The sequence below is a fragment of the Escherichia sp. E2586 genome (assembly GCF_005781105.1).
In the GTDB taxonomy this organism is placed as follows: Bacteria; Pseudomonadota; Gammaproteobacteria; order Enterobacterales; family Enterobacteriaceae; genus Escherichia.
On the sequence record NZ_VATN01000010.1, the window covers coordinates 96,593 to 110,522 of the forward strand.

The 13,930-nt window shown below is 51.8% G+C and carries 13 protein-coding genes; 10 read left to right on the forward strand and 3 right to left on the reverse strand.

Features of this window, described 5'->3' with window-relative positions; translation table 11 throughout:
• Window positions 1–281 precede the first annotated feature (281 nt).
• From dps to ybiO, 5 genes are all read left to right on the forward strand, one after another.
• A complete protein-coding gene (gene dps, locus FEK50_RS12805) occupies window positions 282–785 on the forward strand; it encodes a DNA starvation/stationary phase protection protein Dps (RefSeq protein ID WP_131162151.1) in 504 nt (167 codons plus the stop codon).
• Window positions 786–1,188: 403 nt separating this feature from the next.
• Window positions 1,189–1,935 carry a glutamine ABC transporter substrate-binding protein GlnH gene (gene glnH, locus FEK50_RS12815; protein ID WP_130205139.1) on the forward strand — a complete coding sequence of 249 codons (747 nt, stop codon included), beginning with the start codon at window positions 1,189–1,191 and terminating at the stop codon, window positions 1,933–1,935.
• A 107-nt stretch (window positions 1,936–2,042) separates the two neighbouring features.
• A complete protein-coding gene (gene glnP, locus FEK50_RS12820; protein ID WP_061090926.1) occupies window positions 2,043–2,702 on the forward strand; it encodes a glutamine ABC transporter permease GlnP in 660 nt (219 codons plus the stop codon).
• A complete protein-coding gene (gene glnQ, locus FEK50_RS12825; protein ID WP_000569080.1) occupies window positions 2,699–3,421 on the forward strand; it encodes a glutamine ABC transporter ATP-binding protein GlnQ in 723 nt (240 codons plus the stop codon). The genes glnP and glnQ overlap by 4 nt, the downstream gene beginning before the upstream one ends.
• Window positions 3,422–3,681: 260 nt before the next feature.
• Window positions 3,682–5,907, forward strand: a complete 2,226-nt coding sequence (gene ybiO / locus FEK50_RS12830) for a mechanosensitive channel protein (RefSeq protein ID WP_131162150.1) — start codon at window positions 3,682–3,684, stop codon at window positions 5,905–5,907.
• Here the strand turns inward: ybiO and rlmF are convergent.
• Entirely contained in the window at window positions 5,904–6,830 is a 927-nt protein-coding gene (gene rlmF, locus FEK50_RS12835; protein ID WP_069913319.1) for a 23S rRNA (adenine(1618)-N(6))-methyltransferase RlmF, read from the reverse strand. The genes ybiO and rlmF overlap by 4 nt on opposite strands.
• Window positions 6,831–7,105: 275 nt before the next feature.
• Here rlmF and mcbA point away from each other — a divergent pair, with 275 nt between their 5' ends.
• The 5 genes from mcbA (at window position 7,106) to ybiJ (ending at window position 11,498) form a co-directional block, all read left to right on the forward strand.
• Window positions 7,106–7,366, forward strand: coding sequence for a DUF1471 family periplasmic protein McbA (mcbA, locus tag FEK50_RS12840; protein WP_130205133.1), 261 nt, complete (start codon window positions 7,106–7,108; stop codon window positions 7,364–7,366).
• A gap of 264 nt (window positions 7,367–7,630) precedes the next feature.
• Window positions 7,631–9,913 (forward strand): catecholate siderophore receptor Fiu, encoded by a 2,283-nt coding sequence (locus FEK50_RS12845; protein WP_131162149.1) that lies wholly within the window; start codon window positions 7,631–7,633, stop codon window positions 9,911–9,913.
• Between the two features lie 42 nt (window positions 9,914–9,955).
• On the forward strand, window positions 9,956–10,633 hold the full coding sequence (gene ybiX / locus FEK50_RS12850; RefSeq protein ID WP_131162148.1) for a PKHD-type hydroxylase YbiX: 678 nt from the start codon (window positions 9,956–9,958) through the stop codon (window positions 10,631–10,633).
• Between the two features lie 73 nt (window positions 10,634–10,706).
• Window positions 10,707–10,973, forward strand: a complete 267-nt coding sequence (gene ybiI, locus FEK50_RS12855) for a C4-type zinc finger protein YbiI (RefSeq protein WP_000146357.1) — start codon at window positions 10,707–10,709, stop codon at window positions 10,971–10,973.
• A 264-nt stretch (window positions 10,974–11,237) separates the two neighbouring features.
• The gene (gene ybiJ, locus FEK50_RS12860; RefSeq protein WP_000849307.1) at window positions 11,238–11,498 is read left to right on the forward strand and encodes a DUF1471 family protein YbiJ; all 261 of its coding nucleotides are present in this window, start codon (window positions 11,238–11,240) and stop codon (window positions 11,496–11,498) included.
• 228 nt (window positions 11,499–11,726) lie between these two features.
• On the opposite strand, the gene hcxB is transcribed toward ybiJ, so the two are convergent.
• Window positions 11,727–12,812 carry a hydroxycarboxylate dehydrogenase HcXB gene (gene hcxB / locus FEK50_RS12865; protein WP_130222200.1) on the reverse strand — a complete coding sequence of 362 codons (1,086 nt, stop codon included), beginning with the start codon at window positions 12,810–12,812 and terminating at the stop codon, window positions 11,727–11,729.
• Window positions 12,813–12,952: 140 nt separating this feature from the next.
• Entirely contained in the window at window positions 12,953–13,915 is a 963-nt protein-coding gene (gene ybiB / locus FEK50_RS12870) for a DNA-binding protein YbiB (RefSeq protein ID WP_131162147.1), read from the reverse strand.
• Window positions 13,916–13,930 lie beyond the last annotated feature (15 nt).

Below are 13,930 nucleotides of genomic sequence, written 5' to 3' on the forward strand. Positions count from 1 at the left end.
GTTATGCATAACCATGCAGAATATTACACGACTCTTCATCCCTGCCCTTTTTATATATCTTGTTATCCTAAAACCTATTCTCTCTGAATAGCTCGCGTAAAAAAGAAAATAAGAATCGCCTCCAGCAATATACATAACTATGTGAATTTATATGGCTTTTATTTTTCACGCTTGTTACCGCTATTAGTGTGATAGGAACAGCCAGAATAGCGGAACACCAGGGTGGTGCTATACTTAGTCTCGTTAATTACTGGGACACAACATCAAGAGGATATGAAATTATGAGTACCGCTAAATTAGTTAAAGCAAAAGCGACAAATCTGCTTTATACCGGCAACGATGTCTCTGACAGCGAGAAGAAAGCGACAGTTGAGTTGCTGAATCGCCAGGTTATCCAGTTTATTGATCTCTCTTTGATTACCAAACAAGCGCACTGGAACATGCGCGGCGCTAACTTCATTGCCGTACATGAGATGCTGGATGGTTTCCGTACCGCACTGACCGATCACCTGGATACTATGGCAGAGCGCGCGGTGCAGCTAGGCGGCGTTGCCCTTGGTACCACTCAAGTTATTAACAGCAAAACCCCGCTGAAAAGCTACCCGCTGGACATCCACAGCGTTCAGGATCACCTGAAAGAGCTGGCTGACCGTTACGCGATTGTTGCCAACGACGTGCGCAAAGCGATTGGCGAAGCGAAAGATGACGACACCGCAGATATCCTGACCGCCGCTTCCCGCGACCTGGATAAATTCTTGTGGTTTATCGAATCTAATATCGAATAAATCCATCGCAGATGGTGCAAAACTTAAGTAAGCGATAAAGGCGGCTTCCTGACAGGAGGCCGTTTTGCATTGCTGCCCGCCTCTACGCACTTTTTTAGTGCAACTCATCGTCTTTCCCGCCTGTCAAAGTAAAACATTTGTATCAACAACATCACACAATCGTTACATAAAGATTGTTTTTTCATCAGAATTTACGCTAAATAACCTATGTGTTGAGTGCACTATTTTTGCGCACCACTTTGGCGCCCCAATATGGTGCAGACCGGAGATGTTGCCCCATAAATTGTGCAACCCGTTTTAACTGCGCCTATAAAAATCAAAGAGTTGTAAAACTGGCACGATTTTTTCATATACGTAAATGTCACGCAGGGGATCGTCCCGTGGATAGAAAAAAGGAAATGCTATGAAGTCTGTATTAAAAGTTTCACTGGCTGCACTGACCCTGGCTTTTGCGGTTTCTTCTCATGCCGCGGATAAAAAACTGGTTGTGGCGACGGATACCGCCTTCGTTCCGTTTGAATTTAAACAGGGCGACAAATACGTTGGTTTTGATGTGGATCTGTGGGCTGCTATCGCCAAAGAACTGAAGCTGGATTACGAACTGAAACCAATGGATTTCAGCGGCATCATCCCAGCACTGCAAACCAAAAACATCGATCTGGCGCTGGCGGGCATTACCATTACCGACGAGCGTAAAAAAGCGATCGATTTCTCTGACGGCTACTACAAAAGCGGCCTGTTAGTGATGGTGAAAGCCAACAATAACGATGTGAAAAGCGTGAAAGATCTCGACGGTAAAGTGGTTGCTGTGAAAAGCGGCACCGGCTCCGTTGATTACGCAAAAGCGAACATCAAAACCAAAGATCTGCGTCAGTTCCCGAACATCGATAACGCCTATATGGAACTGGGTACCAACCGCGCAGACGCCGTCCTGCACGACACACCAAACATTCTGTACTTCATCAAAACCGCCGGGAACGGTCAGTTCAAAGCGGTAGGTGACTCTCTGGAAGCACAGCAATACGGTATTGCGTTCCCGAAAGGTAGCGACGAGCTGCGTGACAAAATCAACGGCGCGTTGAAAACCCTGCGCGAGAACGGCACATACAACGAAATCTACAAAAAATGGTTCGGTACTGAACCGAAATAATGATTGCCTTTAATTTATGGCCCGGTGGCCTTTTGCATACCGGGCCAGCGTTTCTCCCCGCCAACCTTCTGGCTCGGGTATTTACACCACGGTAACAGGAACAACATATGCAGTTTGACTGGAGTGCCATCTGGCCTGCCATTCCGCTTCTGATTGAAGGCGCCAAAATGACCCTGTGGATTTCGGTCCTCGGTCTGGCTGGCGGCCTGGTTATCGGACTGGCGGCAGGTTTTGCACGCACCTTCGGTGGTTGGATAGCCAACCACGTCGCGCTGGTCTTTATTGAAGTGATCCGCGGCACACCTATCGTCGTCCAGGTGATGTTTATCTACTTCGCCCTGCCGATGGCGTTTAACGACTTACGCATCGACCCGTTTACTGCGGCGGTGGTCACCATCATGATCAACTCCGGCGCGTACATTGCGGAAATCACGCGTGGTGCGGTGCTGTCAATCCACAAAGGTTTTCGTGAAGCAGGACTGGCGCTCGGCCTTTCACGTTGGGAAACCATTCGCTACGTCATTTTACCGCTGGCACTGCGCCGTATGCTGCCGCCGCTGGGTAACCAGTGGATCATCAGCATTAAAGATACCTCGCTGTTTATTGTTATCGGCGTGGCGGAACTGACCCGTCAGGGGCAAGAAATTATTGCCGGTAACTTCCGCGCCCTTGAGATCTGGAGCGCCGTGGCGGTGTTCTATCTGATTATTACCCTGGTGCTGAGCTTTATTCTGCGTCGTCTGGAAAGAAGGATGAAAATCCTGTGATTGAATTTAAAAACGTCTCCAAGCACTTTGGCCCAACCCAAGTGCTGCACAATATCGATTTGAATATTGCCCAGGGCGAAGTCGTGGTGATTATCGGGCCGTCCGGTTCCGGTAAATCGACCCTGCTGCGCTGCATCAACAAACTGGAAGAAATCACCTCCGGCGATCTGATTGTCGATGGTCTGAAGGTTAACGATCCGAAAGTTGACGAGCGCCTGATTCGCCAGGAAGCGGGTATGGTGTTCCAGCAGTTTTACCTTTTCCCGCATCTGACGGCGCTGGAAAACGTCATGTTTGGCCCGCTACGCGTGCGTGGCGCGAACAAAGAAGAGGCGGAAAAACTGGCACGTGAACTGCTGGCGAAAGTCGGTCTGGCGGAACGCGCCCATCACTACCCTTCCGAACTTTCTGGTGGTCAGCAGCAGCGTGTAGCGATTGCCCGCGCGCTGGCGGTGAAACCGAAAATGATGCTGTTTGATGAACCGACTTCCGCTCTTGACCCGGAATTGCGCCATGAAGTGCTGAAGGTTATGCAGGATCTGGCTGAAGAAGGCATGACGATGGTGATCGTGACCCACGAAATCGGTTTTGCCGAGAAAGTAGCTTCGCGCCTGATCTTTATCGACAAAGGCCGGATTGCGGAAGATGGCGATCCGCAGGTGTTGATCAAAAATCCGCCGAGCCAGCGCTTGCAGGAATTTTTACAGCACGTCTCTTAATAAGACACATTGCCTGATGCGCTACGCTTATCAGGCCTACAGGATATATGGCAACTTATTAAAATTGCATGAACGTGTAGGACGGATAAGGCGTTCACGCCGCATCCGGCAAAAAAGCCCGCACGTTGTCAGCAACCTGCTTAATATCCCTTCCTCCCTTTCACCCGAAAGGGAGGCACACCAGATTCCTCTCATTTAAAATCGCCCCTCCCCCAGCATCTATACTTATCTTTTTGCTCTGTTTTCTCACTGGAGGAGTCATGCGGTGGATCCTGTTCATCCTCTTCTGCCTGCTGGGCGCACCTGCCCACGCGGTATCCATACCCGGCGTTACAACCACAACGACAACGGACTCAACGACTGAACCGGCCCCGGAACCGGATATCGAACAAAAAAAAGCGGCTTATGGCGCACTGGCGGATGTGCTGGATAATGACACCTCGCGTAAAGAGTTGATCGACCAGTTGCGCACCGTCGCCGCGACGCCCCCTGCGGAACCGGTCCCGAAGATCGTGCCGCCAACGCTGGTTGAAGAGCAAACCGTGCTGCAAAAGGTCACCGAAGTCAGCCACCATTATGGTGAAGCCCTTTCCGCCCGCTTCGGGCAACTTTATCGCAATATCACCGGCTCCCCGCATAAGCCGTTTAATCCACAAACCTTCAGCAATGCGCTGACCCATTTTTCAATGTTAGCGGTTTTAGTGTTTGGTTTTTACTGGCTGATTCGCCTGTGCGCACTGCCGCTGTATCGCAAAATGGGCCAGTGGGCGCGGCAAAAAAATCGTGAGCGCAGTAACTGGTTGCAGCTTCCGGCGATGATTATCGGGGCGTTTATTATCGACCTGCTGTTACTGGCTCTGACATTATTTGTCGGTCAGGTTTTAAGCGATAACCTGAATGCGGGTAGTCGCACCATCGCCTTTCAACAAAGTCTGTTCCTTAATGCTTTCGCCCTGATTGAATTTTTCAAAGCCGTACTACGCCTGATTTTTTGCCCAAACGTGGCGGAGCTGCGCCCGTTCACGATTCAGGACGAGAGCGCCCGTTACTGGAGTCGCCGCCTTAGCTGGTTAAGCAGTTTGATAGGTTATAGCCTGATTGTGGCAGTGCCGATTATCTCTAATCAGGTGAATGTACAAATTGGCGCGCTGGCAAACGTAGCAATCATGCTGTGCATGACCATCTGGGCGCTGTACCTGATCTTTCGTAATAAAAAAGAGATTACCCAGCATTTGCTCAACTTTGCGGAGCATTCGCTGGCCTTTTTCAGCCTGTTTATCCGCGCCTTTGCGCTGGTCTGGCACTGGCTGGCAAGCGCCTATTTTATCGTGCTGTTTTTCTTTTCGTTGTTCGATCCGGGCAATAGCCTGAAATTTATGATGGGCGCGACGGTGCGCAGCCTGGCGATTATTGGTATCGCAGCGTTTGTTTCCGGTATGTTTTCCCGCTGGCTGGCGAAAACCATCACCCTCTCGCCACATACTCAGCGTAACTATCCGGAGCTGCAAAAACGGCTGAATGGCTGGCTTTCGGCGGCACTGAAAACGGCGCGTATTCTGACAGTCTGCGTGGCGGTAATGTTGCTGTTGAGCGCATGGGGATTGTTCGATTTCTGGAACTGGCTGCAAAACGGTGCGGGGCAAAAAACGGTAGATATCCTGATCCGTATCGCGCTCATTCTTTTCTTCTCAGCGGTTGGCTGGACGGTGCTCGCCAGTTTGATCGAAAACCGACTGGCCTCGGATATCCATGGTCGCCCGCTGCCCAGCGCCCGCACACGTACCCTGCTGACGCTGTTTCGTAACGCGCTGGCAGTGATCATCAGTACCATCACCATCATGATTGTGTTGTCGGAAATCGGCGTCAACATTGCGCCGCTGCTGGCAGGTGCAGGGGCGTTGGGGCTGGCTATCTCTTTCGGTTCGCAAACGCTGGTGAAAGATATTATCACCGGGGTATTTATTCAGTTTGAAAACGGTATGAACACCGGAGATTTAGTGACCATCGGGCCGTTGACGGGTACGGTGGAACGAATGTCGATTCGATCCGTTGGCGTGCGCCAGGATACCGGGGCGTATCACATCATTCCGTGGTCTTCGATTACCACCTTTGCCAACTTTGTCCGTGGCATTGGTTCAGTGGTGGCAAATTACGATGTTGATCGCCATGAAGATACTGATAAAGCCAATCAGGCGCTGAAAGATGCGGTAACGGAACTGATGGAAAACGAAGAAATTCGCGGGCTGGTTATTGGTGAACCGAACTTTGCCGGGATTGTCGGCTTAAGCAATACCGCGTTTACACTGCGTGTGTCGTTCACCACGCTGCCACTCAAACAGTGGACGGTACGCTTTGCCCTCGACAGCCAGGTGAAAAAGCATTTCGACCTGGCGGGTGTTCGCGCGCCAGTGCAGACTTATCAGGTGCTGCCGGCTCCGGGCGCGGCCCCGGCAGAACCGCTGCCACCGGGGGAGCCAACGCTTTAACGCTGGCGATTGACAAAACGGCGACGCTGCTCGTCGTTCATAAAGGTCCAGGCAATAAAGCGACTCTGCTTTTGCCCCTGGGCCATCTCTTTTTTTACCACCTTCACCGCGCCCACGTCCGTCAGTGCACGATACAACGGCGGTAAGTTTTCACCACGAGATACCAGCGAGGTAAACCACATCACTTGCTTCGCGAAGCCTTTGCTCTCTTCAATCATCTTTTTGATAAAGGCGACTTCACCGCCTTCACACCACAGCTCTTGTTGCTGACCACCAAAGTTCAGCGCATCGTCTTTATTCAGCCCAAGGTTACGGCGTTTACGCTCACTACCTGCCCGTGCCGCAGCGGCGGAATCGTGGAATGGCGGGTTACACAAGGTCGCGTCGTATTGCTCGTTTTTGTGGATGATACCGTTAAAAATCGCCCCGCTCTCTTTCTGCCGACGCAGACGAATGGCGCGGTTAAGCCCCGGATTAGCACTGATGATCGCCTGCGCACTGCTTAACGCCTGGCTGCTGGTTTCGCTGCCGGTAAAACGCCAGCCATATTCATGTACGCCAATCAGCGGGTAAATACAGTTCGCACCAACGCCGATATCCAGAATGCTGGCATTAGCTGGAATTGTTCCGCTTGCTTCTGCCAGTAAATCGGCAAGGTGATGAATATAATCCGCCCGGCCCGGTACTGGCGGGCAGAGAAAACCGTCCGGAATGTCCCAGTTCGCTACGGCGTAAAAATGGGCCAGCAACGCCTTATTGAGCGCCTTCACCGCCAGCGGATTGGCAAAGTCTACGCTTTGCTCCCCGGCGGGTGTAAGCGTGAGGAATTGCTTGAGTTCAGGATTGACCTGACAAAGCGTGGCGAGATCGTAGCGGCTGTGATGACGGTTGCGCGGATGCAACCCCGGTTTCTGGGCGGACATAGCATTCTCCTTTAAGCAGCGGCGTAAGATACCCGCATAACGCGACAGGGTAAATATCTGGCTGCATTTATCATTCCCCAAAACCTTAACATGACTATGGTTTATGGCAATTCACCATAAAAATCAGCATCATGCATGTCATTGATTTGTCTTATTTTGTAAAAATATATCGTTCAAAAAACAAGCACATCTCTGTCAATTTTTTGCGTCATTTGCATCGCACAGGCGACCTACACTTATCAGGCACTACTCGTTGTATTTCTGAGGATGTCATTATGAAAAAGTGCCTCGCACTACTGATTGCCACCGTCCTGAGCGGAATCTCTCTCACGGCTTATGCCGCGCAGCCTCTGAGTAACCAGGACAGCGGTCAGCTACGGCCCGCCGGTACCGTTTCGGCGACCGGCGCATCAAACCTAAGCGATCTGGAGGATAAATTGGCAGAAAAAGCGCGCGAACAAGGCGCGAAAGGTTATGTCATTAATTCCGCAGGCGGAAATGACCAGATGTTCGGTACTGCAACCATCTACAAATAACCCCACCAACGTAACTGCATTCGCCTCTGGATGCAGTTTTCGTCTGTTTTGTAATCAAAAAACATCAAATATGAACGCAATGTAAATAAATGTATTTCTTTTTCGCGCAATGGGTGATAGAAAATCGCTCCAAGTGATAATGCTTATCAAAATTATTATCAGTTTCACGAATACTATTACGGGATTAACAGTGGCATCGCATCCGCAGAGATGCTTTCTCGTGACAGTGAAAACTTAAACATATAAGAAAAAGTCACCTGCTAAATGGAAAACAATCGCAATTTCCCTGCCAGACAATTTCATTCGCTCACGTTCTTTGCCGGTCTTTGTATTGGCATCACGCCTGTGGCACAGGCACTCGCCGCCGAAGGGCAAACTAACGCGGATGACACGCTGGTTGTCGAAGCATCAACGCCTTCGCTTTATGCGCCACAACAATCTGCCGATCCGAAATTCTCGCGTCCGGTAGCGGATACGACCCGCACGATGACGGTGATTTCTGAACAGGTGATTAAAGATCAGGGCGCGACTAACCTTACCGACGCACTCAAAAACGTCCCCGGCGTAGGCGCATTTTTTGCTGGTGAGAACGGTAACTCCACCACTGGCGACGCCATTTATATGCGCGGTGCCGATACCTCTAACAGTATTTATATTGATGGCATTCGCGATATCGGCAGCGTCTCGCGCGACACCTTCAATACCGAGCAGGTCGAAGTGATTAAAGGGCCGTCCGGCACCGACTACGGGCGCAGCGCGCCGACGGGCTCGATCAATATGATCAGCAAGCAGCCGCGCAATGATTCCGGCATTGACGCCTCCGCCAGTATTGGCAGCGCCTGGTTCCGCCGCGGCACGCTGGACGTCAATCAGGTGATTGGCGATACCTCCGCGGTGCGTCTGAATGTGATGGGCGAAAAAACGCACGATGCCGGACGCGACAAAGTCAAAAATGAGCGTTACGGCGTCGCCCCTTCTGTCGCTTTTGGCCTTGGCACAGCGAATCGTTTGTATCTTAATTATCTGCATGTCACCCAGCACAACACGCCAGACGGCGGCATTCCGACCATCGGTTTGCCGGGCTATTCCGCCCCATCTGCGGGAACAGCGTCACTGAATCATTCCGGAAAAGTAGATACGCATAACTTTTATGGCACGGATTCCGATTACGACGATTCGACCACCGATACCGCCACCATGCGTTTTGAGCACGACATCAACGATAACACCACCATTCGCAATACGACTCGATGGTCGCGCGTGAAGCAGGATTACCTGATGACGGCGATTATGGGCGGGGCGTCGAATATTACCAAGCCCACCAGCGATGTGAATACCTGGACCTGGTCACGTACGGCGAACACCAAAGATGTGAGTAATAAAATTCTCACCAACCAGACCAACCTGACTACCACATTTTATACCGGCTCTGTCGGTCATGATGTCAGTACTGGCTTGGAATTTACCCGTGAAACGCAGACCAACTACGGCGTTAATCCGGTGACGTTACCGGCGGTGAATATTTATCATCCTGACAGCAGCATTCATCCCGGCGGCCTGACGCGCAACGGCGCAAACGCCGATGGTCAGACGGATACCTTCGCAATTTATGCCTTCGATACGCTGCAAATCACCCGTGATTTTGAGCTGAACGGCGGGATCCGTCTGGATAATTATCATACTGAATATGACAGTGCCACCGCCTGCGGCGGCAGTGGACGCGGCGCAGTCACCTGCCCTGCTGGCGTGGCAAACGACTCTCCGGTCACCACCATCGACACTGCCAAGTCGGGCAATCTGGTGAACTGGAAAGCCGGGGCGCTGTATCACCTGACGGAAAACGGCAATGTCTATATTAACTATGCCGTTTCCCAGCAGCCGCCAGGCGGCAACAACTTCGCCCTTGCGCAGTCTGGCAGCGGTAACAGCGCCAGCCGCACCGACTTTAAACCGCAAAAAGCCAACACCAGTGAGATTGGCACCAAATGGCAGGTGCTGGATAAACGCCTGTTGCTTACCGCCGCGCTGTTCCGTACTGATATCGAAAATGAAGTTGAGCAAAACGATGACGGAACTTACTCGCAATACGGTAAGAAACGCGTCGAAGGCTATGAGATATCCGTGGCCGGGAATATCACGCCCGCGTGGCAGGTGATTGGCGGATATACCCAGCAAAAAGCGACCATTAAAAATGGCGCGGACGTGGCTCAGGATGGTTCATCATCACTGCCATATACGCCGGAGCACGCCTTTACCTTATGGAGCCAATATCAGGCAACCGATGATATTTCCGTTGGCGCGGGCGCGCGTTACATCGGCAGTATGCATAAAGGTTCAGACGGCGCGGTGGGAACGCCAGCGTTTACCGAAGGTTATTGGGTCGCCGATGCCAAACTGGGGTATCGGGTTAATCGCAATCTCGACTTCCAGCTAAACGTCTACAACCTGTTTGATACCGATTACGTCGCCTCGATCAACAAGAGCGGCTACCGTTATCACCCGGGCGAACCAAGAACGTTCCTGCTCACCGCCAATATGCATTTCTGATTCAGATGTGGGGCGCACGGCCCCACTTTTTGGAGAACTTGTATGATGTACCACATTCCAGGCGTGCTATCGCCACAGGACGTCGCCCGGTTTCGCGAACAACTGGAACAAGCCGAATGGGTTGATGGACGCGTCACCACCGGTGCACAAGGCGCACAAGTTAAGAGCAATCAGCAAGTGGACACCCGCAGCGCCCTGTACGCCGCACTGCAAAATGAGGTGCTGAACGCGGTTAACCAACATGCTTTGTTCTTTGCCGTTGCCTTGCCGCGTACCCTTTCCACACCGCTGTTTAATCGCTATCAGAACAATGAAACTTATGGTTTTCATGTGGATGGCGCAGTACGCAGCCATCCACAAAACGGCTGGATGCGCACTGACCTTTCTGCCACGCTGTTTTTGAGCGATCCACAAAGCTACGACGGCGGAGAACTGGTCGTTAATGACACCTTCGGACAACATCGGGTAAAACTCCCGGCTGGCGATCTGGTGTTGTACCCCTCCAGCAGCCTGCACTGCGTGACACCCGTAACCCGCGGCGTGCGAGTGGCATCATTTATGTGGATCCAGTCGATGATCCGCGATGATAAAAAGCGCGCCATGCTGTTTGAACTGGACAACAATATTCAGTCGCTGAAAAGCCGCTATGGCGAAAGTGAAGAGATCCTGTCGCTGCTCAATCTTTATCATAATCTGCTGCGGGAATGGTCGGAGATCTGACGCTTGAACTGCCCGAGTTCGTCCCTATATTAGCTACACTTAACTGTACAAGCATTGATATGGAGGGGACGATATGGCATCCGGTTGGGCTAACGATGACGCCGTCAACGAACAGATCAACAGTACAATTGAAGATGCGATTGCTCGCGCTCGGGGTGAAATTCCGCGTGGCGAAAGCCTGTATGAATGTGAAGAGTGCGGTGCCCCCATCCCGCAAGCCCGTCGGGAAGCCATTCCTGGCGTGCGCTTATGCATTCATTGTCAGCAGGAGAAAGATTTACAAAAACCAGCTTATACAGGATATAATCGCAGAGGTTCGAAAGACAGCCAGTTACGTTAACTGCAACTGGCGGGATGTATAGCGAGTATAATTTGTATTTTGCGTGGCATTCCGTGCCTTTAACGCTGCCGTGACTGCCACGCGATATAAAACGGGTCCATAAGTACAACAAATAAATGATTTATCAATATGTTAGATATCAATCAATTTATTTGAACAAGGCGGTCAATTCTCTTCGATTTTATCTCTCGTAAAAAAACGTGATACTCATCACATCGACGAAACAACGTCACTTAAACAAAAATCACCTGCGAGAGATTAATTATGAAAACTATCAATACTGTTGTTGCTGCTATGGCTCTTTCAACTCTGTCATTTGGCGTGTTTGCCGCGGAACCGGTAACGGCATCCCAGGCACAGAGCATGAACAAAATCGGCGTAGTTTCTGCCGATGGCGCATCCACCCTCGATGCCCTGGAAGCGAAACTGGCTGAGAAAGCGGCAGCTGCTGGGGCTAGTGGATACAGCATTACTTCCGCCACCAACAACAATAAATTAAGCGGAACTGCGGTTATCTATAAGTAATTCGTAAGTCGGATAAGACGTTTACACCGCATCCGACAACAGATGCCTGATGCGACGCTACCGCGTCTTATCAGGCCTACAAATTCCGAACCGTTGGTCGGATATGGCGTTAACGCTACATCCAGCAAAAGTATTTCCCTGTCTGTTTGCCGACAGACGCATATGCTCTAACCCTCATTGATCCTATGTTACCCTTGTTTGCCCGTCCGTCACTGGACGGGCTTTTTTTTAGCTGGCTAACTGCTGACAGAAGGCCTGCAACGTCTCTTCCGGCATACCAACCTGTCGCGCCGCATCACAAATGGCCTGCCAGCTTCCCGCATCCAATGGGATCCCCAACTCCTGCCGTTCGCGACGGGTGTTCACTTCCCACTCACCCGGTAGCAAAATCGGCTTATCTTCATCATGCGGCGAAGCTTTCACCCACTCGGCAAAGGCTTCGGTCTGCGCGCTACAATCCGGCGCGCCGAACAGTTCCGGGTTGATGATGATAGTGGTCATGCAGTTAAGAATGGTATCGGGACTGGTTTGTAACGTTTCCTGATGCGTCGTTTTACCGCCAGAAAGCGCCCCGCCAAGAATTTCACACATCGCCGCCAGCGCGTAGCCTTTATGTTCAGCAAAGGTCAACAACGACCCCAACGGCGACTCCTGCATGACCGCCGGATTTGTCGTCGGGACGCCGTTAACATCAATCAGGCAGCCTGGCGGCACGGGAACACCTTTATGCCAGGCGACGCGAGTTTTACCAAATGCGATGGCGCTGGTGGCGTAATCAAGCAACAGCGGGAAGTTATCTTTACGTGGAAAAATCACACAGAACGGATTGGTGCCAAAGCGGCTGTCGCGGCCGTGGAACGGTGCAACCATTGGAATACCAACCACGTTAACAAAGTGGATAGAGACAAACCCCGCCGCCGCGCACTGTTCCGCCCAATAACCGATTCGGCCGATATGATGCGAGTTATGTAGCGCCACGGCGGCAATGCCGTGCTGATGCGCTTTCTCAATCCCCAGCGCCATCGCTTCGTGTGCCGCCACCTGACCAAATGCGCGATCGCCATCAAGCGTGACCACAGCCCCCGCCTCTTTGATAATTTTGGCGTGATGGTTGATTTGCAAAGAACCCAGGCTCCAGGAATGCACATAGCTTGGGATCATGCCAATACCATGTGAATCATGCCCAGCCAGATTTGCCGCGATTAAATGATCGGCAACTAATTTTGCTTCCTGTTCCTCGCTCCCCATCTGACGAAATACAGCCTGAATAAAACGGTGTAGCGTCTGCGCATCAAAGCGATGACCACTTTCCATGGTTAACTCCTGTTTATGTTATATGCCTGTTGCTTTTTTATGCTGCGCGCCAGACGCGGGAAGGTCAATAAAGATGCAGGAATTTCATATTGCGGTGGGGTAAAGGCCGGATGACAGTGCTCATCCGGCGGAGAGAAAAATTAAAATGCCTGATTAACGCGCGCCAGGCCGTCGCTAATGGTTGCCACTTCGCCCGCCGCCAGCAGGCAGCAAGCCATCTGGATTTTCAGCGATTCGGGAATCGGTTCGTTGCCAGCCAGGCAACGTTCAATCCACTGCGCCGTGGTTTCCGGGTCTTTGGCTTGTGGCAGTAGCTCGCTGCCAGCAGTGTCCTGTTTTTCATACAGCACCCGCATCCCTTCACGGTCGATCAGATTGATTTGCGGGCAGCGTTGCGGATTAGCATACACTTCACCTTCAGTGCCATGCATTAACAGCGCTCGTCCGCCAATATCGCTAAAGAACTTCGCGACGCGTCCGATGTATTCCGGATGCGAAACGCTGGAAAGACGCAGCGCCTCACCTTCGGCAAATGGCGTCGCCAGTTTCGCCAGGGTATGCGCACTGTTACGCACGCCCATCCGCCAGCGCATCGCCAGTTGTTTTTCCAGCGGCGGGCAAAACGCGCCTACACGCATAAACACCGGTTGATGTTCGTCGAGCTTCGCCTGCGCCTGCCCGGCATGTAGCGTTGGCGTAATACCCATCAGTTCGAAAATGGTTTCGGTCAGCACGCGGGTTGGATCTTCGCTAACGCCATGAACCACCACAGGAAAACCGAGTTTGTGTAGCAGAAGTGCCAGCAACGGCGTCAGGTTGGCCTGTTTACGCGCACCGTTGTAACTGGGGATGACAATGGGCATCGGCTTGCCGGTAGGCGGCGTCAGCTTGATGGTGTGATTTTGCATGGCTTCGTAAAAGCCGAGCATCTCTGCTTCCCCTTCCCCTTTGATACGCAGCGCAATCAATACGCCGCCCAGCTCGAGGTCAGGGACTTCACCGTTGAGCATATGGGCATACAGACCGCGCGCAGTATCCCGGTCTAAATCGCGCGCGTGGTTTTTCCCGCGCCCGATCTCTTTAATGATTTTGCGATAGTCCATTTACGACTCCTTACC